Source organism: Citrobacter sp. Cf087 (genome assembly GCF_030334285.1).
Lineage (GTDB): Bacteria > Pseudomonadota > Gammaproteobacteria > Enterobacterales > Enterobacteriaceae > Citrobacter > Citrobacter freundii.
Window position 1 is genome coordinate 74241 of the sequence record NZ_JAOWED010000028.1, and the last position, 26212, is coordinate 100452.

The 26212-nt window shown below is 52.4% G+C and carries 30 protein-coding genes and 1 tRNA gene; 19 read left to right on the plus strand and 12 right to left on the minus strand.

Features of this window, described 5'->3' with window-relative positions; all coding sequences use genetic code 11:
• Positions 1 to 22 precede the first annotated feature (22 nt).
• The 6 genes from lptB to OGV57_RS08795 are packed head-to-tail and all read right to left on the minus strand — an operon-like array spanning position 23 to position 4408.
• On the minus strand, positions 23 to 748 hold the full coding sequence (lptB, locus tag OGV57_RS08770; protein ID WP_003025073.1) for an LPS export ABC transporter ATP-binding protein: 726 nt from the start codon (positions 746 to 748) through the stop codon (positions 23 to 25).
• Between the two features lie 6 nt (positions 749 to 754).
• Entirely contained in the window at positions 755 to 1303 is a 549-nt protein-coding gene (lptA, locus tag OGV57_RS08775) for a lipopolysaccharide ABC transporter substrate-binding protein LptA (protein ID WP_003025070.1), read from the minus strand.
• Positions 1272 to 1847, minus strand: coding sequence for an LPS export ABC transporter periplasmic protein LptC (gene lptC, locus OGV57_RS08780; protein WP_003025068.1), 576 nt, complete (start codon positions 1845 to 1847; stop codon positions 1272 to 1274). Before lptC ends, lptA begins: the two co-directional genes overlap by 32 nt.
• Entirely contained in the window at positions 1844 to 2410 is a 567-nt protein-coding gene (gene kdsC, locus OGV57_RS08785) for a 3-deoxy-manno-octulosonate-8-phosphatase KdsC (protein ID WP_003025065.1), read from the minus strand. The genes lptC and kdsC overlap by 4 nt, the downstream gene beginning before the upstream one ends.
• Positions 2411 to 2430: 20 nt before the next feature.
• Positions 2431 to 3417 carry an arabinose-5-phosphate isomerase KdsD gene (gene kdsD / locus OGV57_RS08790; RefSeq protein WP_003025063.1) on the minus strand — a complete coding sequence of 329 codons (987 nt, stop codon included), beginning with the start codon at positions 3415 to 3417 and terminating at the stop codon, positions 2431 to 2433.
• A gap of 13 nt (positions 3418 to 3430) precedes the next feature.
• Positions 3431 to 4408: a calcium/sodium antiporter gene (locus OGV57_RS08795; RefSeq protein ID WP_003839941.1), complete on the minus strand. Its 978-nt coding sequence runs from the start codon at positions 4406 to 4408 to the stop codon at positions 3431 to 3433.
• Positions 4409 to 4623: 215 nt separating this feature from the next.
• Here OGV57_RS08795 and mlaF point away from each other — a divergent pair, with 215 nt between their 5' ends.
• From mlaF to murA, 7 genes are all read left to right on the plus strand, one after another.
• Complete coding sequence (mlaF, locus tag OGV57_RS08800; RefSeq protein WP_003025057.1) at positions 4624 to 5424, plus strand: phospholipid ABC transporter ATP-binding protein MlaF; 801 nt, start codon at positions 4624 to 4626, stop codon at positions 5422 to 5424.
• 19 nt (positions 5425 to 5443) lie between these two features.
• The gene (mlaE, locus tag OGV57_RS08805; RefSeq protein WP_003025053.1) at positions 5444 to 6226 is read left to right on the plus strand and encodes a lipid asymmetry maintenance ABC transporter permease subunit MlaE; all 783 of its coding nucleotides are present in this window, start codon (positions 5444 to 5446) and stop codon (positions 6224 to 6226) included.
• 4 nt (positions 6227 to 6230) lie between these two features.
• Positions 6231 to 6788 (plus strand): outer membrane lipid asymmetry maintenance protein MlaD, encoded by a 558-nt coding sequence (gene mlaD / locus OGV57_RS08810; RefSeq protein WP_003025050.1) that lies wholly within the window; start codon positions 6231 to 6233, stop codon positions 6786 to 6788.
• Positions 6789 to 6806: 18 nt separating this feature from the next.
• Complete coding sequence (gene mlaC / locus OGV57_RS08815) at positions 6807 to 7442, plus strand: phospholipid-binding protein MlaC (protein WP_003025047.1); 636 nt, start codon at positions 6807 to 6809, stop codon at positions 7440 to 7442.
• Positions 7442 to 7735, plus strand: coding sequence for a lipid asymmetry maintenance protein MlaB (gene mlaB / locus OGV57_RS08820; RefSeq protein WP_003025045.1), 294 nt, complete (start codon positions 7442 to 7444; stop codon positions 7733 to 7735). The genes mlaC and mlaB overlap by 1 nt, the downstream gene beginning before the upstream one ends.
• Positions 7736 to 7904: 169 nt before the next feature.
• Positions 7905 to 8159, plus strand: a complete 255-nt coding sequence (ibaG, locus tag OGV57_RS08825) for a BolA family iron metabolism protein IbaG (RefSeq protein WP_003025040.1) — start codon at positions 7905 to 7907, stop codon at positions 8157 to 8159.
• 53 nt (positions 8160 to 8212) lie between these two features.
• Positions 8213 to 9472, plus strand: a complete 1260-nt coding sequence (gene murA / locus OGV57_RS08830) for a UDP-N-acetylglucosamine 1-carboxyvinyltransferase (protein WP_003839949.1) — start codon at positions 8213 to 8215, stop codon at positions 9470 to 9472.
• A gap of 56 nt (positions 9473 to 9528) precedes the next feature.
• Here murA and sfsB read toward each other — a convergent pair whose 3' ends face one another.
• Both sfsB and ispB read right to left on the minus strand, forming a co-directional pair.
• Positions 9529 to 9813, minus strand: coding sequence for a DNA-binding transcriptional regulator SfsB (gene sfsB, locus OGV57_RS08835; RefSeq protein WP_003839952.1), 285 nt, complete (start codon positions 9811 to 9813; stop codon positions 9529 to 9531).
• A gap of 222 nt (positions 9814 to 10035) precedes the next feature.
• On the minus strand, positions 10036 to 11007 hold the full coding sequence (gene ispB / locus OGV57_RS08840) for an octaprenyl diphosphate synthase (protein WP_003025033.1): 972 nt from the start codon (positions 11005 to 11007) through the stop codon (positions 10036 to 10038).
• A 258-nt stretch (positions 11008 to 11265) separates the two neighbouring features.
• On the opposite strand from ispB, the gene rplU reads away from it, so the two are divergent.
• The 4 genes from rplU to cgtA all read left to right on the plus strand — a co-directional run bounded on the left by rplU (position 11266) and on the right by cgtA (position 14135).
• Positions 11266 to 11577, plus strand: coding sequence for a 50S ribosomal protein L21 (rplU, locus tag OGV57_RS08845; protein WP_003025032.1), 312 nt, complete (start codon positions 11266 to 11268; stop codon positions 11575 to 11577).
• A gap of 19 nt (positions 11578 to 11596) precedes the next feature.
• Positions 11597 to 11854: a 50S ribosomal protein L27 gene (gene rpmA / locus OGV57_RS08850; RefSeq protein WP_003025030.1), complete on the plus strand. Its 258-nt coding sequence runs from the start codon at positions 11597 to 11599 to the stop codon at positions 11852 to 11854.
• A gap of 127 nt (positions 11855 to 11981) precedes the next feature.
• Positions 11982 to 12947 (plus strand): DMT family transporter, encoded by a 966-nt coding sequence (locus OGV57_RS08855; RefSeq protein WP_054528827.1) that lies wholly within the window; start codon positions 11982 to 11984, stop codon positions 12945 to 12947.
• Positions 12948 to 12962: 15 nt separating this feature from the next.
• Positions 12963 to 14135, plus strand: a complete 1173-nt coding sequence (cgtA, locus tag OGV57_RS08860) for an Obg family GTPase CgtA (protein ID WP_003025024.1) — start codon at positions 12963 to 12965, stop codon at positions 14133 to 14135.
• A 105-nt stretch (positions 14136 to 14240) separates the two neighbouring features.
• Here the strand turns inward: cgtA and dacB are convergent, their stop codons facing one another.
• Positions 14241 to 15674 carry a serine-type D-Ala-D-Ala carboxypeptidase gene (gene dacB / locus OGV57_RS08865; protein WP_003839958.1) on the minus strand — a complete coding sequence of 478 codons (1434 nt, stop codon included), beginning with the start codon at positions 15672 to 15674 and terminating at the stop codon, positions 14241 to 14243.
• Positions 15675 to 15922: 248 nt separating this feature from the next.
• Between dacB and greA the strand changes: the two genes are divergently transcribed.
• Entirely contained in the window at positions 15923 to 16399 is a 477-nt protein-coding gene (greA, locus tag OGV57_RS08870) for a transcription elongation factor GreA (RefSeq protein ID WP_003025019.1), read from the plus strand.
• A 153-nt stretch (positions 16400 to 16552) separates the two neighbouring features.
• Here the strand turns inward: greA and yhbY are convergent, their stop codons facing one another.
• Positions 16553 to 16846 carry a ribosome assembly RNA-binding protein YhbY gene (gene yhbY / locus OGV57_RS08875; RefSeq protein WP_003025016.1) on the minus strand — a complete coding sequence of 98 codons (294 nt, stop codon included), beginning with the start codon at positions 16844 to 16846 and terminating at the stop codon, positions 16553 to 16555.
• A gap of 125 nt (positions 16847 to 16971) precedes the next feature.
• Between yhbY and rlmE the strand changes: the two genes are divergently transcribed.
• The 4 genes from rlmE (at position 16972) to glmM (ending at position 21912) form a co-directional block, all read left to right on the plus strand.
• The gene (gene rlmE, locus OGV57_RS08880; protein WP_003025015.1) at positions 16972 to 17601 is read left to right on the plus strand and encodes a 23S rRNA (uridine(2552)-2'-O)-methyltransferase RlmE; all 630 of its coding nucleotides are present in this window, start codon (positions 16972 to 16974) and stop codon (positions 17599 to 17601) included.
• A 99-nt stretch (positions 17602 to 17700) separates the two neighbouring features.
• The gene (ftsH, locus tag OGV57_RS08885) at positions 17701 to 19635 is read left to right on the plus strand and encodes an ATP-dependent zinc metalloprotease FtsH (protein WP_003025013.1); all 1935 of its coding nucleotides are present in this window, start codon (positions 17701 to 17703) and stop codon (positions 19633 to 19635) included.
• A gap of 98 nt (positions 19636 to 19733) precedes the next feature.
• Entirely contained in the window at positions 19734 to 20582 is an 849-nt protein-coding gene (folP, locus tag OGV57_RS08890; protein ID WP_003025010.1) for a dihydropteroate synthase, read from the plus strand.
• Complete coding sequence (gene glmM, locus OGV57_RS08895) at positions 20575 to 21912, plus strand: phosphoglucosamine mutase (RefSeq protein ID WP_003025008.1); 1338 nt, start codon at positions 20575 to 20577, stop codon at positions 21910 to 21912. Before folP ends, glmM begins: the two co-directional genes overlap by 8 nt.
• 47 nt (positions 21913 to 21959) lie before the next feature.
• Here the strand turns inward: glmM and dcuC are convergent, their stop codons facing one another.
• On the minus strand, positions 21960 to 23423 hold the full coding sequence (gene dcuC / locus OGV57_RS08900) for a C4-dicarboxylate transporter DcuC (RefSeq protein ID WP_048217104.1): 1464 nt from the start codon (positions 23421 to 23423) through the stop codon (positions 21960 to 21962).
• Positions 23424 to 23433: 10 nt separating this feature from the next.
• Positions 23434 to 24567 (minus strand): beta-aspartyl-peptidase, encoded by a 1134-nt coding sequence (iadA, locus tag OGV57_RS08905; protein WP_048217105.1) that lies wholly within the window; start codon positions 24565 to 24567, stop codon positions 23434 to 23436.
• A 148-nt stretch (positions 24568 to 24715) separates the two neighbouring features.
• Here iadA and OGV57_RS08910 point away from each other — a divergent pair, with 148 nt between their 5' ends.
• From OGV57_RS08910 to OGV57_RS08920, 3 genes are all read left to right on the plus strand, one after another.
• Positions 24716 to 25609, plus strand: coding sequence for a LysR family transcriptional regulator (locus OGV57_RS08910; RefSeq protein WP_054528826.1), 894 nt, complete (start codon positions 24716 to 24718; stop codon positions 25607 to 25609).
• A gap of 167 nt (positions 25610 to 25776) precedes the next feature.
• The gene (gene secG / locus OGV57_RS08915) at positions 25777 to 26109 is read left to right on the plus strand and encodes a preprotein translocase subunit SecG (RefSeq protein ID WP_003025000.1); all 333 of its coding nucleotides are present in this window, start codon (positions 25777 to 25779) and stop codon (positions 26107 to 26109) included.
• A 9-nt stretch (positions 26110 to 26118) separates the two neighbouring features.
• A tRNA-Leu gene (locus tag OGV57_RS08920) sits at positions 26119 to 26205 on the plus strand.
• Positions 26206 to 26212: the final 7 nt, after the last annotated feature.

Consider the following 26212-nt stretch of genomic DNA (forward strand, 5'->3'; position numbering starts at 1 on the left):
TGACGTGAAGTCTTCTACCCTATCAGAGTCTGAAGTCTTCCCCAAGGTATACGCGCTTAACGTGCTCATCCTGCAGTATTTCTGTTGGCGTGCCGTGCGCGATCAGGTGCCCCTGACTCACGATATAGGCGCGCTCACACACAGCCAGCGTTTCGCGGACGTTATGGTCGGTAATCAGCACGCCAAGGCCGCTGTCGCGCAGGTGTTCGATGATCCGTTTGATATCAATAACGGAAATCGGGTCAACACCGGCAAACGGTTCATCCAGCAGGATAAATTTCGGATTAGCGGCCAGTGCGCGGGCGATCTCCACGCGGCGTCGTTCACCACCGGAGAGCGACTGCCCCATACTGTCACGCAGGTGCTCGATGTGGAATTCTTCCATCAGCTCGTTGGCGCGATCTTCCCGCTGCTCGCTGGTCAGATCGTCACGAATTTGCAGTACCGCCATCAGGTTATCAAACACGCTCAGGCGACGGAAAATCGATGCTTCCTGCGGTAAGTAGCCGATGCCGCGACGCGCGCGCGCATGCAGAGGCAGCAGGCTGATGTCTTCGTCATCAATGATAATGTTACCCGCATCGCGCGGGACAATGCCGACCACCATGTAAAAGGTTGTTGTCTTGCCTGCACCGTTAGGACCGAGCAGACCGACGATCTCCCCGGAGTTGACGGTCAGACTGACATCTTCCACCACACGACGGCCTTTATAGGCTTTTGCAAGGTTCTTTGCAGTTAATGTTGCCATAACGAATCAGTTACCTTTTTTCTCTGCCGGAGCCTTGTTTTTGTCCTGCAACTGCGACGGAACCAGAACGGTGGTGACGCGTTTGCCTTTATCGCTGAAGGCCTGCATTTTCTGCTCTTTTACCAGATAGGTGATCTTATCGCCCGTGATGTTGCTATCGAGCTGTTCCAGATACGCCTTGCCGGTTAGCACGACAAAGTCTTTCGCCAGTTCATAGTGCATCTGCGAGGCGCGGCCTTTAACCGGTTTACCGTTGTCCTGCATCTGGTAAAACGTCGCTGGATTGCCATAGCCGTCAATCACTTCTTTGCCGTCTTCGCCGCCAGGACGGGTCACGACGACTTTATCGGCGTTAATTTTGATGGTGCCCTGAGTCACAATCACGTTGCCAGTAAACGTTACCACGTTGCCCTGCATATCCAGGGACTGCTGGTCCGACTCAATGTGAATCGGCTGCTCGGTATCGCCGGTGACGGCAAATGCCGGAATGCTGGCGGCCAGAAGTGAGCTGGCAAGTACAAGATTAAGGCTGAGTTTGTTTGTTTTGGATTTCATATGAGGTTCTAACCTTTTCAATCAGCTCGGCGTTCTTGCTGCGTAAGTTGCCGCGCATCTTCAGTCCGCTGGAGTTAAATGTTGTGCCATACAACGTCACCAGATCATCGGAAGTGACATCTTGTGTCACCAGGTTAATCTGCGCGTTATCGGTCGTAATTCTGCGTAGTTGAGAGTCAGGCACCAGGGCGTTAACCTCAACATGGCCGTACAGATACAGCATCCGATCGTTGGTCAATTTGGCTTTATCGGCCTTGATCGTCCAGGTCGGTACTTTATCCTTATCAAATGTGGTTAATACTGGTTGAGTAAACCACGAAACCGCTTGTTCCGAATAATATTCAACGTGTTGTGCGATCAAGTGATAGCTCAGCGCGCCTTCCGGACTATACACGACGGTATCAGTATGTTCGCTCTTATAGGTTGGCTCGTTGTTATTGACGACGACCTGAGCGGTGTCCTCTTTGTCTGCCAGATTAATACCAATCATCACAAGGACAGCCAGCGACAGTAGAATGATAACCCAACGTCTGGTTTTGCTCATATCGATTGCCCTTTGGCCTCGTCCAGTTTGCCCTGCGCCAGGAGTAATAAATCGCAGACTTCACGCACAGCGCCACGTCCCCCATTAATACGGGTGACATAATCGGCCCGCGGGATCAGCAAAGGGTGGGCATCTGCCACCGCGACACTCAATCCCACTTGTGCCATCACCGGCCAGTCGATCAGGTCATCGCCAACGTAGGCGACATTCTCCGGTGCGATCGCCAGTTTGCTAAGGAGATCGCCAAAGGCAACCAGTTTGTCTGACTGCCCCTGATACAGGTGGGTGATCCCCAAAGTGGCACAGCGATCTTCTACAAGTTTAGCCTTTCGTCCGGTAATAATGGCAACCTCAATACCGGAAGTGAGCGCACAGCGAATTCCGTAACCATCGCGGACGTTAAAAGCCTTCAGCTCTTCACCGTTGTTGCCCATATAAATCAGACCATCAGACAGTACGCCATCCACATCCAGGATCAGCAAACGGATGTTTTCTGCCCGGGTGATAACGTCTGCGCTGACGGGTCCATAACAGGTCGCAAGCGACGCACCTGCTTTACTCATTTTCGTTATCCTTGAGTTTCTTACACTACACCTGCACGTAGCAGATCATGCATATGTAACACACCGAGTAACTGGTCGCCATCAGCAACCATTACCGAGGTGATATGGCGGGACTGCATTAAGTTCAGGGCATCGACGGCAAGAATACCCGGACGCACGCGAATGCCTCCAGGGGTCATCACATCGGCAATGCCTAACTGGCGTACATCAACGCCCATATCGAAGACACGACGTAAATCACCATCGGTGAAAATACCGTCAATCTTCATGGCATCATCGCAAATGACGGTCATGCCGAGATTTTTACGCGTGATCTCAATTAAGGCGTCACGCAGGCTGGCGTTTTTGGTTACATGCGGGATCTCGTCGCCCGTATGCATAATATCGTTAACGCGCAGTAAAAGCTTACGGCCCAGTGCACCACCGGGATGAGACAACGCAAAATCTTCCGCGGTAAAGCCGCGCGCTTTTAATAATGCCACCGCAAGGGCATCGCCCATCACCAGTGTTGCTGTCGTGCTGCTGGTCGGCGCCAGGCCTAACGGACAAGCTTCCTTGGGCACTTTAACACACAGATGCACATCTGCTGCACGCGCCATACTGCTTTCCGGACGACCGGTCATGCAGATAAGCGGTACATGAAGACGTTTTAATACCGGGATCAGCGCCGCTATCTCATTGGATTCACCGGAGTTAGAGATGGCGATGACCACATCCTGCGGCGAGACCATACCCAGATCGCCATGTGCGGCTTCGCCTGGGTGTACAAAAAATGAGGGGGTGCCGGTGCTGGCAAATGTGGCTGCCATTTTCCGCCCGATATGGCCGGATTTCCCCATTCCCATCACCACGACTTTGCCCGGGCAACTGAATATTTTCTCGCATGCCAGGGTAAAATTTTGGTTGATGTACTGATCAAGCTCCGCCAGGCCTTCACGTTCAATTGCCAGGACTTCCTTGCCTGCTTGCTGAAAGTCAAAACCCGGTTGCAACTCTAAGTGCGACATAATGCGTTTCCAGTTATCCAACGAGAAGTGGCGATAACCAATACAGCATCGCCAGCCATATGATAAAACCGCCGGTCAGCAGCGCGCCCGCGCCGCGACCAATCTGGCGCGGACGTCGCCAGCAGAGTAATGCAAAAATAACGCTCACCAGCAGCATGACGCTGTAGTCCCGGACGAAGGCCATCGGATTGACTTCGCCCGGCGTAATCAACGCCGGTAGCCCGAGGACGATAACAATATTAAAAATGTTCGCGCCGATAATGTTACCGACGGCAATATCGTTTTCACCTTTACGCAGACCCGCAATCGCCGTTGCCAGTTCCGGCAGGCTGGTACCAATGGCGACCACCGTCAACCCGATGGTGAGTTCGCTCATGGCGAAATAGTTCGCCAGTACGGTAGCGTTATCTACCACCATACGCGTAGCCATAGGCATAATAATCAGCGCAATACCCAACCACAAAAATGCGACGGGTAACCCGCCTTCGCGCGGCAGCTCAGCTATCTGCTCGCGTGTCAGGCTGTCATTGCCTTGTCGCTCGGCCAGACGAGCGATTTTAACAATGAATAGCAGCCATAGCACGGCCAGGAGCAGAAGAAAGAAACCGTCGCTGCGGCTCAACTGCCCGTCATACAGGACGGATGCAGCTAAAATACTTACCAGCAACATTAGCGGTAATTCACGACGCAGAACATCAGAATGCACGGTAAAAGGATGAATCAGCGCCGACAGGCCTAAAATAAGCAGAATGTTGGTGATGTTAGAACCTATGGCGGTCCCGACAGCCAGATCGAGTTGCCCATTCATCGATGCGGCAACGGATACAATGATCTCGGGTAACGACGTACCAATGCTGACCACGGTCATTCCGATGATAATGGGTGGAATACCGACGTTTCGACATAAAATGGATGCGGCAAATACCAGACGGTCGGCACCGTAGACCACCAGAAGTAAACCAATTATTAACAGCGCCGTCGCTAAAAGCATCTAAAGTCCTTTCTTCAGGTATACTCGCCGGTCCTCTTGAAGGATCTTCTGGAAGCCGTAACGAAGTCTTAATTTTGACTTTATGCGGCTAAAAAGTAAAACAAATGCCAGCTTTCGCTAACCAGGACAGGCAATAATCTGTAAATATGTTGAGTTCAGGGCTAAATTGAGCGCCAAACTCTTCGATCAACAAGGCAATAGTAAAGGATGAATCAATGGGGCAGTCTGTGGCGAATCTAGTCGATATGCGCGATGTCAGCTTTTCCCGGGGCGACCGCTGCATCTTTGATAATATTTCCCTGACGGTACCGCGCGGTAAGGTGACGGCAATCATGGGGCCATCAGGCATCGGCAAAACGACGCTGTTGCGTCTGATTGGCGGACAGATCTCACCGGATAAGGGCGAGATTCTGTTTGACGGTGAGAACGTCCCGGCCATGTCCCGTTCGCGTTTATTTACCGTGCGTAAGCGCATGAGTATGCTGTTTCAGTCAGGTGCGCTATTTACCGACATGAATGTGTTTGACAACGTTGCGTACCCTCTGCGCGAGCATACGACGTTGCCAGCGCCGTTGCTGAAGAGCACGGTGATGATGAAGCTCGAGGCGGTCGGCCTGCGGGGTGCGGCCAAATTAATGCCTTCTGAATTATCCGGTGGGATGGCGCGCCGCGCTGCGTTAGCGCGTGCTATCGCGCTGGAGCCTGACCTCATTATGTTTGATGAGCCGTTCGTCGGTCAGGATCCCATCACCATGGGCGTGCTGGTGAAGTTGATTTCAGAACTGAACAGTGCGCTGGGTGTCACCTGTGTGGTGGTATCCCATGATGTGCCTGAAGTACTGAGTATTGCGGATTACGCCTATATAATGGCGGACAAAAAAATAGTGGCCTACGGTAGTGCTCAGGCACTACAAGAAAATGCCGATCCGCGCGTACGCCAGTTCCTTGACGGCATTGCCGATGGACCGGTTCCGTTCCGTTACCCGGCGGGTGACTACCATATCGATTTACTCTAAACAGGGAGTTAAGCCACCCATGTTGTTAAATGCGCTGGCATCACTCGGACATCGAGGAATAAAAACCCTCAGGACGTTCGGGCGAGCCGGATTAATGTTGTTCAATGCGGTTGTCGGCAAACCGGAGTTTCGCAAACATGCGCCGCTGCTGATACGCCAGCTTTATAATGTCGGTGTCTTATCGATGCTGATCATTATTGTGTCAGGCGTATTCATCGGTATGGTGTTGGGATTGCAGGGATACCTGGTGCTGACGACCTACAGTGCGGAAACCAGCCTCGGTATGTTGGTGGCGCTGTCATTGTTACGTGAGCTGGGGCCGGTTGTTGCGGCGCTGCTGTTTGCCGGGCGGGCCGGATCGGCCTTAACTGCAGAGATTGGCCTGATGAGAGCGACCGAGCAGCTTTCCAGCCTGGAAATGATGGCCGTCGATCCACTGCGCCGGGTGATCTCTCCGCGTTTTTGGGCCGGTGTCATTTCATTGCCGCTGCTAACGATTATATTTGTCGCCGTGGGGATCTGGGGTGGTTCACTGGTTGGCGTAAGCTGGAAGGGTATTGATGCGGGCTTTTTCTGGTCGGCTATGCAAAATGCCGTCGACTGGCGTCTGGACCTGGTCAACTGTCTGATTAAGAGCGTGGTGTTCGCCATTACGGTCACCTGGATTGCATTGTTCAATGGTTATGATGCGATCCCGACCTCTGCCGGGATTAGCCGGGCAACGACACGCACCGTTGTGCACGCCTCTCTTGCCGTTCTGGGGCTGGATTTTGTGCTGACCGCACTGATGTTTGGGAATTGAGTTCATGCAAACGAAAAAAAATGAAATTTGGGTCGGGTTATTCCTGCTGGTTGCGCTGCTGGCTGCGCTGTTTGTCTGCCTGAAGGCGGCGAACGTTACCTCAATGCGTACTGAACCGACTTACACGATTTATGCGACCTTTGATAATATCGGCGGCCTGAGAGAGCGTTCTCCGGTGCGGATTGGCGGGGTGGTAGTTGGACGCGTATCGGACATCTCGTTAGATCCGAAAACGTACCTGCCGCGCGTGACGCTGGAAATCGAATCGCGTTTTAACCATATTCCTGACACCAGTTCTCTGAGCATCCGTACTTCCGGTCTGCTGGGCGAACAGTATCTGGCATTGAACGTGGGTTTTGAAGATCCTGAGCTGGGAACGTCTATCCTCAAAGATGGCGGTACGATTCAGGACACGAAATCCGCGATGGTGCTGGAAGATATGATTGGTCAGTTCCTTTACAACAGCAACAGCAAAGGTGATGACAATAAGAATTCTGGCGATGCGCCAGCCGCAACTGAAGGCAATAATGAAGCCACTACGCCTGCGGGCGCAACGAAATAATATCAGGAGAATCGACGTATGTTTAAACGATTGATGATGGTGGCTATGCTGGTGATTGCTCCACTTAGCGCGGCAACCGCAGCAGACCAGACTAACCCGTACAAACTGATGGATGAGGCGGCGCAAAAGACCTTTGACCGTCTGAAGAACGAGCAACCAAAAATCCGTTCCAACCCCGATTACCTGCGTCAGGTCGTCGATCAGGAACTGCTGCCTTATGTGCAGGTTAAGTATGCCGGCGCGCTGGTGCTGGGCCGCTACTACAAAGATGCGACTCCTGCCCAACGTGAAGCCTATTTTGCTGCATTCCGTGAATATCTGAAGCAGGCTTACGGCCAGGCACTGGCGATGTACCACGGCCAGACCTATCAGATTGCCCCTGAGCAGCCGTTGGGTGATGCGACCATCGTACCTATCCGCGTAACCATCATCGATCCAAACGGTCGTCCTCCGGTACGTCTGGATTTCCAGTGGCGTAAAAACTCCCAGACCGGTAACTGGCAGGCGTATGACATGATCGCCGAAGGCGTAAGTATGATCACCACCAAACAAAATGAGTGGAGCGACCTGCTGCGTACCAAAGGTATTGATGGCCTGACGGCACAGCTGAAATCTATTTCTCAGCAGAAAATCACTCTGGAAGAGAAAAAATAATGACGCAGTCACTCACCTGGACGCGCGAAGGCGACAAGCTGGTGCTGGTGGGAGAACTGGATCAGGACGTGTTAAATCCCTTATGGGATGCGCGAATTGAGGCGATGAAAGGGGTATCCTGCATCGATCTGAACCAGGTATCCCGGGTAGATACCGGCGGTCTGGCGTTACTGTTGCATCTGATTAATCAAGGCAAGCAGCAGGGAAACAGCGTTTCGCTCACTGGTGTTAACGATAAAGTGTACACGCTGGCGCAGCTTTACAATTTGCCTGACGACGTCCTTCCGCGTTAATTTTTCCAGGCCGGATAAGGTCTTGTGCCGCTATCCGGCAAAACCCCTGAGGGGGATCTGCCACTAAAGCCTTGTCTGATTTATCAGCGAGGCTTTTTGCTTATTTATGACAGCGCCACTTTGCTCTAAGATGTTGGGCTGTTTTCACTATCTGACGAATGAAGAGCCCATGGAAAATAATGAAATTCAGAGCGTGCTGATGAATGCACTCTCCCTCCAGGAAGTCCACGTTTCTGGCGACGGCAGTCACTTTCAGGTTATTGCCGTGGGTGAGATGTTTGAAGGCATGAGCCGGGTCAAGAAGCAGCAATCGGTCTATGGCCCGTTGATGGAGTACATTGCGGACAACCGCATTCATGCCGTGTCGATTAAGGCGTTTACCCCAGCGGAATGGGCGCGCGATCGCAAACTTAACGGTTTTTGAGCTACGGGTGATGTGCCGGTAGCGAAGATAAATTCTAAACAGAGAACAGAATAATGGATAAATTTCGTGTTCAGGGGCCAACCAAGCTCCAGGGCGAAGTCACAATTTCAGGCGCTAAAAACGCCGCACTGCCGATCCTGTTTGCGGCGCTGCTGGCTGAAGAACCTGTAGAGATCCAAAACGTCCCGAAACTGAAGGACGTTGACACATCAATGAAGCTGTTGAGCCAGTTGGGTGCGAAAGTTGAGCGTAATGGTTCCGTGCACATTGATGCGCGTGATGTGAACGTCTTCTGTGCGCCGTACGATCTGGTGAAAACCATGCGTGCATCCATTTGGGCGCTCGGGCCGCTGGTTGCCCGCTTTGGTCAGGGCCAGGTTTCGCTGCCGGGCGGCTGCACCATCGGCGCGCGTCCGGTGGACCTGCACATTACCGGTCTGGAGCAGTTAGGCGCGACTATCAAGCTGGAAGAAGGCTATGTGAAAGCGTCCGTTGATGGCCGTCTGAAAGGCGCGCATATTGTCATGGACAAAGTGAGCGTCGGTGCGACTGTCACCATCATGTGTGCAGCAACGCTTGCCGAAGGCACCACCATCATCGAAAACGCTGCGCGCGAGCCGGAGATTGTGGATACCGCGAACTTCCTGATTGCGCTGGGCGCGAAGATCACTGGCCAGGGCACCGATCGTATTACCATCGAAGGCGTTGAGCGTCTCGGCGGCGGTGTGTATCGCGTTCTGCCAGACCGCATCGAAACCGGTACCTTCCTGGTGGCGGCGGCAATTTCTCGTGGCAAAATTATCTGCCGTAATGCACAACCGGACACACTGGATGCCGTTCTGGCGAAACTGCGTGATGCGGGTGCGGATATCGAAGTCGGCGACGACTGGATCAGCCTTGATATGCACGGCAAACGTCCGAAAGCGGTTAATGTGCGTACTGCGCCGCATCCGGCGTTCCCTACCGATATGCAGGCCCAGTTCACGCTGCTGAACCTGGTGGCAGAAGGGACCGGCTTCATCACGGAAACCGTGTTTGAGAACCGCTTTATGCACGTGCCTGAGCTGAGCCGTATGGGCGCTCACGCAGAAATCGAAAGCAATACCGTGATTTGCCACGGCGTGGAAACACTCTCAGGCGCACAGGTTATGGCGACCGATCTGCGTGCATCTGCAAGTTTAGTGCTGGCAGGTTGTATTGCTGAAGGTACAACAGTGGTCGATCGTATTTATCACATCGATCGCGGCTATGAGCGCATCGAAGATAAACTGCGTGCGCTGGGCGCAAACATTGAGCGCGTGAAAGGCGAGTAATCGTCAACGTCTCTTGTAACCCCCAGTTCAGTTGGCCGGGGGTTACAGCTCAATGTTCATTCCGGATTCTTTTTCTCTCTGCGACTCCTCATCATCCGCGTTCTGTCGATGAACTCATGCGTTTTGGCATCGTGATAGCGTGACGGCCAAATCACCCAGGGATCAGTTCCCAGTGCCCGGGCGATAATCAACTCACCTTTTGGCCATGGTCTCGTTAACGCATTTGCCAGCGTTGATGAACTCAATCCATTTTTACGTGATTCAGCGGCCATTGAGGTCCCTTTCTTGCGCAGTCCGGCGATGATGTCGGCCGGATGCCAGTCAATCAGCTTGTTTTCCATAAATTCATCTCTCCTTTGGTTAACGACTTACGGTTCCACGATCGGTTGTGGCGACACTATAACGCCCGAAGAACGAATGTTCTAAAATGTTCATGTAAAGTGTCTGTATATTCAGAATATGCCAAGGTTCTGCGTGATTATCCGGAGGAGAGTGGGGGGGTTACTAGAACTTATAAAAAAATCCCGTGCAGAGCACGGGATGAGGGAGGATGCTGTAGGGAATTAACGGTCGCGCTGTACGGCGATATGTGCCAGACCAATCAGCGCTTCTCTCCACGGCGTATCAGGCAGCACCTGCAACGCAGCGATGGCCTTATCTGCCTCTTCTTCTGCACGTTGGCGCGTCCACTCCAGGGAACCACAGGCGTTCATCGCTTCCAGAACCGGCTCCAGAAGGTGACGACCATTACCTTGCTCAATGGCCTGGCGGATCATTTGCGCTTGTTCTGGAGTACCGTGGCGCATGGCATGCAGCAGCGGCAGCGTAGGTTTACCCTCGTTGAGGTCATCACCGACGTTTTTACCCAACTGCTCGCCATCTGCGCTGTAATCCAGCAAATCGTCAATTAACTGGAAAGCTGTACCGAGATAACGGCCATAATCCTGCAACCCTTTTTCTTGTTCTTCGCTACAGCCAGCCAGAATGCCTGAACATTGGGCTGCCGCTTCAAACAACCGCGCCGTCTTACTGTAGATGACGCGCATATAGTTTTCTTCGGTGATGTCTGGGTCGTTGACGTTCATCAGCTGCAAGACTTCACCTTCGGCGATGACGTTGACTGCTTTCGACATGACTTCCAGCACTTTCAACGAGCCAAGGCTGGTCATCATCTGAAATGCGCGGGTATAGATAAAATCGCCAACCAGCACGCTGGCCGCATTACCAAACGCCGCATTTGCCGTAGCTTTCCCACGGCGCATGTCTGACTCATCCACAACATCATCGTGCAGCAGGGTCGCTGTGTGGATAAACTCGATGAGGGCCGCAATCGTAACGTGCGCATTTTCCTGGTAACCAACGGCCCGCGCTGCGAGGACGGCGATCATTGGGCGAATGCGTTTTCCGCCACCGCTAACGATGTAGTACCCCAGTTGATTGATCAACTGAACGTCAGAATTGAGCTGTTCAAGGATTGTCGCATTGACCCCCGCCATATCTTGCGCGGTTAACTCATTGATTTTTTCTAAATTCATCGCAAAAGCCGGGCTTCTCGCCCCGATTACCTTACTGTATGAGAAGGTAACGTCGGGTTTAGGGTTATAAATATATGCTGATTGTACTGAAAAAACGCCGTAGATAAACGTTACCGTACGTGTTGTGTTTTTTTTCTTCATGTATTGACGGTAGCACTTGTCAAAGGCTCGCGTTTTGCGTAATATTCGCGCCCTATTGTGAATATTTATAGCGCACTCTGAATCATCAAAAAGGTGTGCGCGGAAGCGGAGTTTTTTATGTACGCGGTTTTCCAAAGTGGTGGTAAACAACACCGAGTAAGCGAAGGTCAGACCGTTCGCCTGGAAAAGCTGGACATCGCAACTGGCGAATCTGTTGAATTCGCAGAAGTTCTGATGATCGCAAACGGTGAAGAAGTCAAAATCGGCGTTCCTTTCGTTGATGGCGGCGTTATCAAAGCTGAAGTTGTTGCTCACGGTCGTGGCGAGAAAGTTAAAATTGTTAAGTTTCGTCGTCGTAAACACTACCGTAAGCAGCAGGGCCATCGTCAGTGGTTCACTGATGTGAAAATCACTGGCATCAGCGCTTAAGTTAAGGGGAGCAGATTAAATGGCACATAAAAAGGCTGGCGGCTCGACTCGTAACGGTCGCGATTCAGAAGCTAAACGTCTGGGCGTAAAACGCTTCGGCGGTGAAACAGTTCTGGCTGGTAGCATCATCGTTCGTCAACGTGGTACTAAATTCCACGCTGGCTCTAACGTTGGTTGCGGCAAAGACCACACTCTGTTTGCTAAAGCAGACGGTAAAGTGAAATTTGAAGTGAAAGGCCCGAAAAACCGTAAATTCATCAGCATCGTTGCTGAATAAGTTTTTCGCGTCCCGGTAACGGATAAAAGCCCCGCAACACGTTGCGGGGCTTTTTACATTCGACGGCCGGTAAATACGCTCGTCACGCCGTGACAACCCGGAAACGAGCCCTTGCAGGGAATACGGCATGAAGCAACAGGCAGGCATTGGTATTCTGTTAGCACTCACAACGGCAGTATGTTGGGGGGCTTTGCCAATAGCAATGAAGCAAGTGCTGGAGGTGATGGAGCCTCCTACCGTGGTGTTCTACCGTTTTTTAATGGCAAGCGTTGGCCTTGGCGCTATTCTTGCGGTTAAAAAAAAGCTCCCTCCATTGCGTATTTTTCGCAAAGCGCGTTGGCTGGTGTTGCTGGCTATCGCAACCGGTGGGCTGTTCGGTAACTTCATTCTGTTTAGTTCATCCTTGCAGTATTTGAGCCCAACGGCTTCGCAGGTTATCGGTCAGTTGTCACCGGTTGGTATGATGATCGCCAGCGTCTTTATCCTGAAAGAAAAGATGCGCGGCACGCAGGTGATTGGCGCCATTATGCTTCTGAGCGGCCTGGTCCTGTTTTTTAATACCAGTCTGATCGAAATTTTTACCCGACTCACCGATTACACCTGGGGCGTTATCTTTGGTGTCGGTGCGGCGATGGTTTGGGTGAGCTATGGGGTCGCGCAAAAGGTGTTATTGCGCCGCCTGGCATCACCGCAGATCCTGTTTTTACTGTACACTTTATGTACGATTGCGTTGTTGCCGCTGGCTAAACCCGGTGTCATCACGCAGCTCAGCGACTGGCAACTGGCATGCCTGGTATTCTGCGGCCTGAATACGCTGGTAGGATACGGCGCTCTTGCGGAAGCGATGGCGCGTTGGCAGGCGGCGCAGGTGAGCGCTATTATCACGCTCACACCGCTGTTTACGTTGTTATTTTCAGATTTATTATCACTGGCCTGGCCCGATTTCTTCGCCAGACCGATGCTAAACCTATTAGGTTATCTCGGTGCGTTTATCGTGGTTGCGGGCGCGATGTATTCCGCCATTGGTCATCGATTTTGGGGCGGTTTACGTAAGCATGAAACGGTGGTTTCGCAACCCCGCTCAGGCGAATGATTTACGGAGAGTAAAATGAAGTTTGTTGATGAAGCATCGATTCTGGTCGTTGCAGGTGATGGCGGTAATGGTTGCGTCAGCTTCCGCCGCGAAAAGTACATCCCAAAAGGCGGTCCGGACGGTGGTGATGGTGGTGACGGTGGTGACGTTTGGCTGGAAGCCGACGAAAACCTGAACACACTAATCGATTACCGTTTTGAAAAATCATTCCGTGCGGAACGTGGTCAGAATGGCGCGAGCCGTGATTGCACCGGTAAGCGTGGCAAAGACGTCACGATTAAAGTGCCTGTTGGTACGCGTGTTATCGATCAGGGCACGGGCGAAACCATGGGCGACATGACCAAACACGGTCAGCGTCTGATGGTCGCTAAAGGCGGCTGGCATGGTCTGGGCAACACCCGTTTCAAATCATCGGTTAACCGTACTCCGCGTCAGAAAACAATGGGTACGCCGGGTGATAAGCGCGATCTGATGCTGGAGCTGATGCTGCTGGCAGACGTGGGTATGCTGGGTATGCCAAACGCCGGGAAATCGACGTTTATCCGTGCAGTATCTGCGGCGAAGCCGAAAGTCGCTGATTATCCGTTCACCACCCTGGTGCCGAGCCTGGGCGTGGTGCGTATGGACAACGAAAAGAGCTTCGTGGTTGCCGACATTCCGGGTCTGATTGAAGGTGCGGCTGAAGGCGCAGGCCTGGGTATCCGCTTCCTGAAGCATCTGGAACGTTGCCGCGTGTTGCTGCACCTCATCGATATCGATCCGATTGACGGTTCCGATCCGGTAGAAAACGCCCGTATCATTATTGGCGAACTGGAAAAATACAGTCAGGATCTGGCATCTAAACCGCGCTGGTTAGTGTTCAACAAAATTGATTTGATGGACAAGGCTGAAGCGGAAGAGAAAGCGAAAGCGATCGCCGAAGCGCTGGGCTGGGAAGGTAAATATTACCTGATCTCTGCCGCCAGCCAGTTGGGCGTGAAGGATCTTTGCTGGGATGTGATGACCTTTATCATCGAGAACCCGATTGTTCAGGCTGAAGAAGCGAAACAGCCAGAGAAAGTTGAGTTCATGTGGGATGATTATCACCGCCAGCAGCTCGCTGAAGTCGAAGACGAAGCGGAAGATGACTGGGATGACGATTGGGACGAAGAAGACGACGAAGGCGTCGAGTTCATCTACAAGCGTTAATCGCATGAAAAACCCCGGCCAAGTTGCCGGGGTTATTGTTTTCAGGTTTCTCTGTAGGCCGGATAAGGCACGTTAGTGCCACCATCCGGCAATCAAACTACCCATCTAATTGTTCTGATAAATATCCTTGTACAACCGGCTCTCGAAGCGCACCAACGGAATACGGCGATTACGCTGGTCAGCCGGCTCTACCGCATAACCAGACAAATACTGCACGAATGCCATGCGTTGGCCGCTTGCCGTGGTAATGAAGCCGGCAAGGTTATAGACTCCTTGCAGCGAACCTGTCTTCGCCGATACTTTGCCATCCACACCAGCCTGATGCAGACCCGCACGGTATTGCAGGGAGCCGTCGTGCCCCGCCAGAGGCAGCATAGTGATAAAGTTCAGCTCGTTATCGTGTTGAGCGATATATTGCAGCACCTGCATCATGGTTGCCGGGGCAATCAGGTTATGCCGGGAGAGGCCTGAACCGTCGGCAATAATGGTGTTGCCGATATCAACGCCCGCCTGCTGACGCAAAATCTGGCGTACGGCATCAGAACCCGCCCGCCAGGTGCCTGGCACGTTAAATCGGACATGACCAATCATACGGAAAACGGTATCGGCAATCATGTTGTCCGATTTTTTCAGCATAATCTTAAGCAGGTCATGCAGTGGCGCTGACTGCTTACTGGCGACCACCGTTCCCGGCTCGTTGACCAGCGTCTGGCGCAGCAGCGTACCGCTGTAGGTGATACCTGCTTGTTTTAGCTCATCTTTGATAATCGCCCCGGCATAGCTGGCTCCGTCCTGAATGGCGAACGCCAGCGGCAGCGGATCGGCTCGTTGGGGCAGGCATCCGGTCAGCGTATAGCGGTTGAGATCGCCGGGAACCACATCCAGTTCACAATATTGCGCTTCCGCAGAACCTCGGGCGAGAGTACGCACCTGACTGAACATGGTGACCGGGTAATAAGAGGCCACGCGAATAAAGGCGAGATCGTTGGGTTTTTGCGCGCTGTAGAGTGAAACCGAGAAACAGTTTCTATCGACAATAGCCGCTGCGGGCGGTGCGCTAAAACACTGCGTCATGTCGTTCCAGGGCCAACCGGGCGCTTTATCATGACTGGCGAAAATAGAGGTGTCGATCAGGACATTTCCGGCAATTTGCGTCACGCCTGATTTTTTCAGGGTTGCCACCATATTGCGAATATCCTGGCGTTTTAGCGTCGGATCAGCACCAAATCGTGCCACTAAGTCACCTTTCAATACGCCGCCTTCCACGTTGCCTTTAGTCTCAAGCGTAGTGGTAAAACGAAAGTCAGGCCCGAGCTGAATCAATGCCGCCAGCGCGGTGATCACTTTCTGGGTACTGGCCGGCAGCGCCATCTGCTGGCTATGAAAATCAATAGCGGGTGCAGGTGCGCCAACCTTCTGTACCATAAGGGCGAGGTTGGCCCCGGCAGGGAGCTGATTGATATACTCGTCGACGTTCGCAGCCTGAACACTGAACGCTATACTGGCAGTCAATCCGATGGTAAATCTGGAAAATCGCATAATCTCGCGCTAACAACCTGGAAACAGGCCGTCATACTACGGCGCAACGCCCCAAAAAGTAAACGATGACCCATAAGGAACTCCAGGGTAAAATGATCATCAAATAGAGAATTGTAGCTGACCTGGGACCTTGAGCCCCGGGTCGGTATTTTTTTGCTTCTGACTCTGGCATGACATTCGCCAGGGTGGGCTTAGCAGCCGGGGTGAGAGCAACTGCCCCCTACAGGAATGTTCAAGAGGTATAACAAATGCAAGCTATCCCGATGACCTTACGTGGTGCTGAAAAACTGCGCGAAGAGCTGGATTTTCTGAAATCTGTGCGCCGTCCTGAAATTATTGCCGCTATCGCTGAAGCGCGTGAGCACGGTGACCTGAAAGAGAACGCGGAGTATCACGCGGCGCGCGAACAGCAGGGTTTCTGCGAAGGACGCATTAAAGATATCGAGGCTAAACTGTCCAACGCGCAGGTAATCGACGTTACTAAAATGCCGAACAATGGCCGCGTTGTTTTCGGCGCGACGGTTACCGTGTTGAATCTCGATAACGATGAAGAGCAGACCTGGCGTATTGTCGGCGATGATGAAGCCGATTTTAAACAGAACCTGATTTCAGTGAACTCGCCTATCGCTCGTGGCCTTATCGGTAAAGAGCAGGATGACGTCGTGGTTATCAAAACGCCGGGCGGCGAAGTGGAATATGAAGTGACGAAGGTAGAATACCTGTAATTCGCATCTTGGTTAAGATGTTGATACATTGTAAAGAAAGGAAAAAGGCCGCATAGCGGCCTTTTATCAACGAAGAGAGCGTGGCATTTTGCTCTCCTGCTAGCGGAAAACCCCGCGTTTTACACAAACTTCGTGTTCAACTTTGGGATATTCTTAGCGTGGCAGCGAGATTTTACGTTCTTTAGTCGGGCGATACAGTACCAGCGTTTTGCCGATGACCTGCACATTACAGGCGCCGGTTTCGCGTACGATAGCTTCCACGATCAAGGTTTTAGTATCGCGATCTTCCGAGGCGATTTTCACCTTGATAAGTTCATGGTGCTCTAACGCTTGTTCAATCTCGGCCAGTACCCCTTCGGTCAAACCATTGTTGCCAAGCATAACTACAGGCTTGAGCGGATGTGCCAGACCTTTCAGGTGCTGTTTTTGTTTAGTACTCAGATTCATCGTATATTTTTGCTTACGTTGGGATTGAAAACGGGTCATTCTACCGCCATCTCCCATATATCACCAAATAGCTGTGTAGAAATTTACACCATTGGTTACGATGAACTGCCCTTTGGGAATGTGAAATGACAGGTAAAAAGCGTTCTGCCAGCTCGAGTCGCTGGCTTCAGGAACACTTTAGCGATAAATATGTTCAACAGGCGCAGAAAAAGGGGTTACGTTCCCGTGCCTGGTTTAAACTTGATGAAATACAGCAAAGTGACAAAATTTTTAAACCGGGGATGACGATAGTTGATCTCGGTGCTGCACCCGGTGGCTGGTCGCAATATGCAGTTACGCAGATCGGCAACACCGGCCGCATTATCGCTTGCGATCTTTTACCTATGGATCCAATCGTTGGTGTGGACTTCCTTCAGGGCGACTTTCGTGATGAATTAGTCCTGAAAGCGTTACTTGAACGCGTAGGTGACAGTAAAGTACAAGTTGTCATGTCTGATATGGCGCCAAATATGTGTGGAACACCGGCGGTGGATATTCCCCGGGCCATGTATCTGGTAGAGCTGGCGCTTGGAATGGCTCGTGATGTATTAGCGCCAGGTGGTAGTTTTGTAGTGAAGGTGTTCCAGGGCGAAGGCTTCGATGAGTATCTAAGAGAGATTCGCTCCCTGTTTACGAAGGTCAAAGTTCGTAAGCCGGACTCTTCTCGCGCCCGTTCGCGTGAAGTGTATATTGTAGCGACCGGGCGTAAACCATAACCGGCAGATTTCAAACGAAAGTTTGAAAGAAACTGGATATAGAGTATCCTGACGCTGTTTTTAACACAGTTGTAATATGAGGTTAATCCCTTGAGTGACATGGCGAAAAACCTAATTCTCTGGCTGGTCATTGCCGTTGTGCTGATGTCAGTATTCCAGAGCTTTGGGCCCAGCGAGTCTAATGGCCGTAAGGTTGATTACTCTACCTTCCTGCAAGAGGTCAATCAGGACCAGGTTCGTGAAGCGAAGATCAACGGACGTGAGATTAACGTTACCAAGAAAGATAGTAACCGTTACACGACCTACATCCCGGTTAACGATCCGAAGCTGCTTGATAACCTGCTGACCAAAAACGTCAAGGTTGTTGGCGAACCACCTGAAGAGCCGAGCCTGCTGGCTTCTATCTTCATTTCCTGGTTCCCAATGCTGCTGCTGATTGGTGTCTGGATCTTCTTCATGCGTCAGATGCAGGGCGGTGGTGGCAAAGGTGCCATGTCGTTCGGCAAGAGCAAAGCGCGCATGCTGACGGAAGATCAGATCAAAACGACTTTTGCTGACGTTGCGGGTTGTGACGAAGCAAAAGAAGAAGTCGCTGAGCTGGTTGAGTATCTGCGCGAACCGAGCCGTTTCCAGAAACTGGGCGGTAAAATCCCGAAAGGCGTCCTGATGGTCGGTCCTCCGGGTACGGGTAAAACCCTGCTGGCGAAAGCTATCGCAGGTGAAGCGAAGGTTCCATTCTTCACAATTTCCGGTTCTGATTTCGTGGAAATGTTCGTGGGTGTCGGTGCATCTCGTGTGCGTGACATGTTCGAACAAGCCAAAAAAGCGGCACCGTGCATCATCTTCATCGATGAAATCGACGCCGTAGGCCGCCAGCGTGGCGCAGGTCTGGGCGGTGGTCACGATGAACGTGAACAGACGCTGAACCAGATGCTGGTTGAGATGGACGGCTTCGAAGGTAACGAAGGTATTATCGTTATCGCAGCGACTAACCGTCCGGACGTTCTTGACCCTGCGCTGCTTCGTCCAGGCCGTTTCGACCGTCAGGTTGTGGTTGGTCTGCCGGACGTTCGCGGTCGTGAACAGATCCTGAAAGTGCATATGCGTCGCGTGCCGCTGTCTCCGGATATCGATGCGGCAATCATTGCACGTGGTACGCCTGGCTTCTCCGGTGCGGACCTCGCGAACCTGGTCAACGAAGCGGCACTGTTTGCTGCTCGTGGCAACAAGCGCGTAGTGTCGATGGTTGAGTTCGAAAAAGCGAAAGACAAAATCATGATGGGTGCGGAACGTCGCTCCATGGTGATGACGGAAGCGCAGAAAGAATCTACCGCGTATCACGAAGCTGGCCACGCGATTATCGGTCGCCTGGTGCCGGAACACGATCCGGTGCACAAAGTGACGATTATCCCGCGCGGTCGTGCGCTGGGTGTGACCTTCTTCCTGCCTGAAGGCGATGCAATCAGCGCCAGCCGTCAGAAACTGGAAAGTCAGATCTCCACATTGTACGGTGGCCGTCTGGCGGAAGAGATCATCTACGGTGCTGAACATGTTTCTACCGGTGCGTCGAACGACATTAAAGTCGCGACTAACCTGGCGCGTAACATGGTTACTCAGTGGGGCTTCTCCGATAAACTCGGTCCGTTGCTGTACGCTGAAGAAGAAGGCGAAGTGTTCCTGGGACGTTCTGTGGCGAAAGCGAAACACATGTCCGATGAAACCGCTCGCATTATCGATCAGGAAGTTAAACTGCTGATTGAGCGTAACTATGACCGTGCACGTCGTTTGCTGAACGAAAACATGGACATTCTGCACTCAATGAAAGATGCGCTCATGAAATATGAGACTATCGATGCGCCGCAGATTGACGATCTGATGGCTCGCCGCGATGTGCGTCCGCCTGCGGGTTGGGAAGAACCGGGTTCTTCTAACAACAACTCTGGCAGCACCGGCAAGCCGAGTGCACCGCGTCCGGTTGATGAACCGCGTGCGCCGGACTCTGGCACTATGTCAGAGCAGCTGGGCGACAAATAAGTTATCGTTGATGATGACCGTGTTTTAATTGAAAACCCTGGGGCTTGCTCCGGGGTTTTTCTTATCTGCATATTCAAGATTTTACCAGGGATAAAACTATGAAACTCTTTGCTCAGGGTTCTTCACTGGATCTCAGCCATCCGCACGTCATGGGGATTTTGAACGTCACGCCAGACTCATTTTCCGATGGTGGAGCGCACAACTCTTTGGTTGAGGCGGTAAAACACGCAAACCTGATGATTAACGCCGGGGCGACTATCATTGATGTGGGTGGTGAGTCCACGCGTCCGGGCGCGGCTGATGTGAGTGTTGAAGAAGAGTTGCAGCGAGTGATCCCTGTGGTAGAGGCGATTGCTCAGCGTTTTGAAGTGTGGATTTCGGTTGATACCTCAAAGCCCGAAGTGATCCGCGAATGCGCCAGGGTTGGCGCGCATATCATCAATGACATTCGCTCACTCTCGGAGCCTGGAGCGTTGGAAGCCGCAGCGGAGACCGGATTGCCAGTTTGCCTGATGCATATGCAGGGGCAGCCGAAAACCATGCAGGAAGCGCCAAAGTATGAGGATGTTTTTGCTGAGGTAGATCGTTACTTTGTTGAGCAAATAGCACGTTGCGAGCGGGCTGGAATCACAAAAGATAAATTGTTGCTCGACCCCGGGTTCGGATTCGGTAAAAATCTCACTCACAACTACACATTACTGGCACGTCTGGCGGAGTTTCATCATTTTAATCTGCCGCTGCTGGTTGGGATGTCACGAAAATCAATGGTCGGTCAGTTACTGAATGTGGGGCCATCTGAACGCCTGAGCGGTAGTCTTGCGTGCGCGGTGATTGCCGCAATGCAGGGGGCGCAGATCGTTCGTGTCCATGACGTCAAAGAAACCGTAGAAGCGATGCGTGTGGTGGAAGCCACATTGTCTGCAAAGGAAAAAAAACGCTATGAGTAATCGTAAATATTTTGGCACTGATGGGATCCGCGGTCGCGTAGGTGATGCCCCAATTACTCCTGACTTTGTGCTCAAGCTGGGCTGGGCTGCAGGGAAAGTGCTGGCTCGTCATGGTTCACGTAAAATTATTATCGGTAAAGATACGCGTATTTCCGGCTATATGCTGGAGTCCGCGCTGGAAGCGGGCCTGGCAGCCGCCGGACTCTCAGCCTCATTCACAGGGCCAATGCCAACACCTGCCGTTGCTTATCTGACGCGTGCTTTCCGTGCTGAGGCCGGGATTGTTATCTCCGCTTCGCACAACCCATTCTATGACAATGGGATTAAATTCTTCTCCATCGATGGGACCAAACTGCCGGATGCGGTTGAAGAAGCTATCGAAGCCGAAATGGAAAAAGCGATCACCTGCGTGGACTCGGCTGAACTGGGTAAAGCTACCCGTATCGTTGATGCTGCCGGTCGCTATATCGAGTTTTGCAAAGGCACCTTCCCGAACGAACTGAGTCTGAGTGAGCTTAAAATTGTGGTGGATTGCGCTAACGGTGCAACGTACCACATTGCACCAAATGTACTGCGTGAGCTGGGTGCAAACGTGATTGCCATTGGCTGTGAGCCAAACGGTGTGAACATCAATGAAGAAGTCGGCGCCACTGACGTCCGTGCCCTGCAGGCGCGCGTGATTGCGGAAAAAGCCGATCTGGGTATTGCACTGGACGGCGATGGCGACCGCGTCATTATGGTTGACCACGAAGGCAATAAGGTTGATGGCGATCAGATCATGTACATCATCGCCCGTGAAGCCCTGCGTCAGGGACAGCTGCGTGGTGGTGCGGTAGGTACGTTGATGAGCAACATGGGCCTCGAGCTGGCGCTGAAACAGCTGGGTATTCCTTTTGCTCGGGCGAAAGTTGGCGACCGCTATGTGCTGGAAAAAATGCAGGAAAAAGGCTGGCGTATCGGTGCCGAAAACTCTGGTCATGTGATCCTGCTGGACAAAACCACCACTGGTGACGGCATCGTGGCGGGGCTGCAGGTGCTGGCGGCGATGGTGCGCAACCATATGAGTTTGCACGACCTGTGCAGCGGCATGAAAATGTTCCCACAGCTGCTGGTTAACGTACGTTACACCGCAGGTAGCGGCGATCCGCTGGAACATGAAAACGTGAAAGCGGTGATGGCGGAAGTGGAAGCGGCGCTGGGTAACCGTGGACGCGTCCTGCTGCGTAAGTCTGGTACCGAACCGTTAATTCGTGTGATGGTTGAAGGTGAAGACGAAGCGCAGGTGACTGAATTCGCCCACCGTATTGCCGATGCTGTGAAAGCGGCGTAATCCCGAAGAAAGTGAGAGCCGGAGTCTGAGACTCCGGCTTTTTTTTACTATACGGCAAGCGGCTGTTTACGTCGGCGCTGCCAGAAATAACCACCGACCATCAGTAGTACAAGGACTGCCAGCCACGGCAGAACCGCCAGCAAATGCCCAGACCGGGCAAAGGTTAGCGCAATCATCAGTAGCCAACCGCCCAGCATCGGAATCGCGGTGCGCTTAACAATATCCACAGGCGAGACGCCTGCAATCCCTGCGATAGCAATGATGACGCCGGCAATCGGCGATAACGTACGACCAATACCCGCCGATATCTGGATAGGCAACATCATGACTGCGATATCGCTACCGATATGACGGCTGATGTCCGGCACCATGGGGGCGAAGGAGAAAAATGCCGCATTCCCGGAGCCCATCAGCGCTGAAATTGCGAAGGTGATTAGGGTCATCAGCAGGATAATAGAGGCTGCGCTGAGGCCAAATTCGCCAGAAAGCGACAGCAGCGCGTCGACGGCACCAATGGCTTTCAGCCCGGCGGAAAAAACTTCACCGGCGATAATCAGCGTCACGACGGTGGCAAAAACGCTGCCCATGCTGTCGAAAACCTTTTGTACGCCAGCCATCACCTCGCGCGCTTTGCGATGACGGCAGTACTCACAAACCAGCGTAATAGCGAGGCTTATCAGTACGGCGGTATCCAGCGTAATCTTAAGCGAGCTAAATACTAAATCGCTACACACCAACATCAATACCAGCGGCAGCATAGGCAGAAACAGCCAGGCGATAGGTGCGTCGGCTTCATCAGTTGCCGTTAATGTCTGCATCTGCTGAGCTGCATTGTCGCCACTTTCCCGACGGTCAAAAAAGCGCTGCACAACAATATGCAACAGGGCGATGAAAAGAATGACGGGCACAACGATCGGCAACTGATCCTGCACAAAATAGTTCACCACCTCAATACCTGCGGTTTTGGCGGCGAGAACCGAGTTGCCGGATCCTGGGCCAAACTCAACCGCACAGGTACTGGCGATAACTGCGGCAACTGCGGCGCGGCTACAGCCAAGACGGGTAAGCAATGGGTAAAGCGTCGCCATCAACAGCAGACCCAATCCGGTGGCGCTGCTGATAAACAGCGACAGGAATTGGCCTAATAGCAGTGCCAGTCCCAGCAGCAGATAAGGCGAGTTCAGCCGTTGTAGAGGACGAGATGTTACCCGAACCAGTACCTGGCTTGCGCCAATGGCTGACATGTACGTGGCGAAACCACCAATCAGCATAATTTGCAGCCCGAGGCCGCCGAGACGCACACTCAGGGTATCGCGGATAAACTCAAAGGCGTCAAAGGGGCCAAATCCGGTGCTCTTTTTCACCAGGCCACTGAGTGAGGTCATTCCGCTAAAATGCGCGATAAGCAACAGCACAATCCCGGTCAATAACAGTACCGACTGGGGGTGATATTTTTTGAGGATCAGACGTCCGGCAAAAATGATGGCGATTAGCGCCAGTAGTAATGACATTCTTGCCCCCTTACTCGAAGTTGCCGGTAACCAGGCACTCTCCATCCCGCAGCAACGGTTTACCCGCGGCAAACAGATGGGCCAGCGAGAGGTCATCATTGAGTACACAGATATCGGCACGTTCTCCGGCGCAGAGCATGCCCCCGGAAATACCCAGCGAGCGTGCAACGTTTGCCGTCAACATTGCGATGGCCTGCGGCACCGGAATACCGACATCAATCAGGCGAGGAAGTAGGTTAAGATTGCCTGCGACCGGTGCCGCGCTTAAACCTTCAACGATACCCTGAGCGTTAAAGCGCGGAACGCTGCCATTGCCGTCAGAACTGATCGTGATGCGCTCCGCCGGAACCTGTGCTTCGAGTGCGTGGAGAATCGCTTGCTCCTGAGGCATAAAACGACTGCCACCGGACGTAACATCGATATGGCCGCCGCGATGGGCGAAAGCAATAGCCTGTTCGAACAAGGGCTCTGTTCTTGCAACATGGGTCGGTGAAATATGGTGAATCGGAATACCCGCATCACACAACTCAATAAGTTGCGACATCCCTTCCGGCAGATTCCCCAGGTGCACATGCAGCAAGCCTTTTTTCCCTGCCAGCAGGGAAGCGACGCGAATATCGCTCACTATCCTCAGCAACTCCTGGAAAGAGGGGTAAGAGCCGCGGTGATCGGCGAGGGCGATTTTTACACCAAGAATTGCCGGAATGAAGGCCATATCATCGCGGATGGATCGCGTAATGGTTGGGCTGGGAACGGCGTAGGCTCCCGTATGCATAAACGCGCGTAATCCCTCAAGGTTGAGAGACTGCATTTTAGCGTAGAGGTCTTTGGGCGAACGAGAAATGGCATCGGTGCCTAACACGCCAACCACCGTGGTAATACCCGCCTGAATCAGATCGCGCAGCTTGACGGCGGGTGTCCGACTGGCAAATCCGGCTTCGCCACCGCCACCGGTAAGATGAACATGCTGATCGATGATGCCAGGGATAACCCATTTACCCCGACAATCGATGACCTCGTTGACGCCATCAAACAGTGAAATATCTTTTTCTACCGCCACAATTCGGTCGGCATGAATGAGCAGGGAGCAGAGGCCTAAATCCTCAGGAGAAAAAACACGGGCATTGGTCAATAAAGTAAACATAGCGGTCCTGTCAAACGTCGAAGGTGAGAGTCGGCAGGTGAAACGGAATATTGTTGTTATGATGCCCACCATAAAGCCATTACTATAACTATGACTATTACCGATTTGTTATTGGAGGATGCGGTTATGGCATGGCGGAGAGCACAACGTGGATTGTAAGTGGCTGGAAGATTTTCTGGCCTTGAGCCAGCATGGAAACTACTCTCAGGCCGCGGCGCAGCGGCATATTACTCAACCTGCGCTGAGTCGGCGTATAAAGGCGCTGGAAGAGGTGCTGGGCGTGCCTTTGTTTGATCGGACAACGACCCCCGTCACGCTGACGCGCTATGGTGAACGCTTTGAACCTTATGCCCGGCACGTCCTCAGTACGTTAACAGAGGCACGCCATGAGCTGTCGGCGATGACGCCAGCAACGGATAACACGCTGGTGATGGTCAGCCTGCATACGCTGTCGGTGAATATCCTGCCGGATATGATCAACTACCTGCGACAGAGTGAGCCGCAGTTAAACTTTACGGTAAACGCCAGTATCCAGGGGATAGACAACCACTTCAATGCCCTGATAAACCGGCAAATTGATATGCTGGTGACTTACGATTTACCCTCTTCACAACCAGGGTTGGAGATTGCCGGAGGGTTAAAACGTTCACTATGGCGGTATGAGCGATTTATTCCTGTGATTTCTGCACAGTTGGTGGATACGCTGGACGATCCGCATACCCCGATCCCCTGGCTATGTTACAGCGACTATACCTTTGTCAGACGTATTATTGAGCTGGCAGAACAACGAGTGCGACCACGGTTGAAAAAAGTGTTTGAGAGTGGTTTAAGCGAAACGATACGAGAAATGGTGTTGCGCCATATGGGAATGGCCTGGTTACCTGAATCGATGGTGGCGGAAGAGTTGGTTAATCAGCAAATTATTCACTGCTGGCCACAAAATGCAGATCTGATTTGTGAAATCCCTGTTGTGGTATGGGCGAATCTTGACGAACAACGCGCCGTCATGCAGAGATGCTGGGAGAAATTGCTGCGTTTTTGATTGATGTGGCGATTTTTTCCGCAGTTGATACAATGCTAACAAATTGCCCTTGCGAAGGTTATTCGCTTTGGTTAGTATTCACACCCGCTTCAGTGGGAAACAGTAAATATTCCCGCTTTAATGGTCGAAGCATTGTACGCGGCAACTCCGCAAGGAACAGGTTGATTATGCACGAAGCTCTTTTAGTAGTTTTCCTTATTGTGGCAATTGGCCTGGTAGGCTTGATCATGCTGCAGCAAGGCAAAGGCGCTGATATGGGAGCCTCTTTTGGCGCAGGCGCTTCTGGTACTCTGTTTGGTTCAAGTGGTTCTGGTAACTTCATGACCCGTATGACAGCTGTATTGGGAACCTTGTTCTTCATCATCAGTCTGGTGCTGGGTAACATGAACAGCAACAAGACCAATAAAGGAAGTGAGTGGGAAAATCTGAGCGCACCGGCGAAAACCGAGCAAACTCAGCCAGCTGCTCCGGCTCAGCCGACCAGCGATATCCCACGCTAAGTATTCTGTACCGAGGTGGTGGAATTGGTAGACACGCTACCTTGAGGTGGTAGTGCCCTAACGGGCTTGTGGGTTCGAGTCCCATCCTCGGTACCAAATTCCA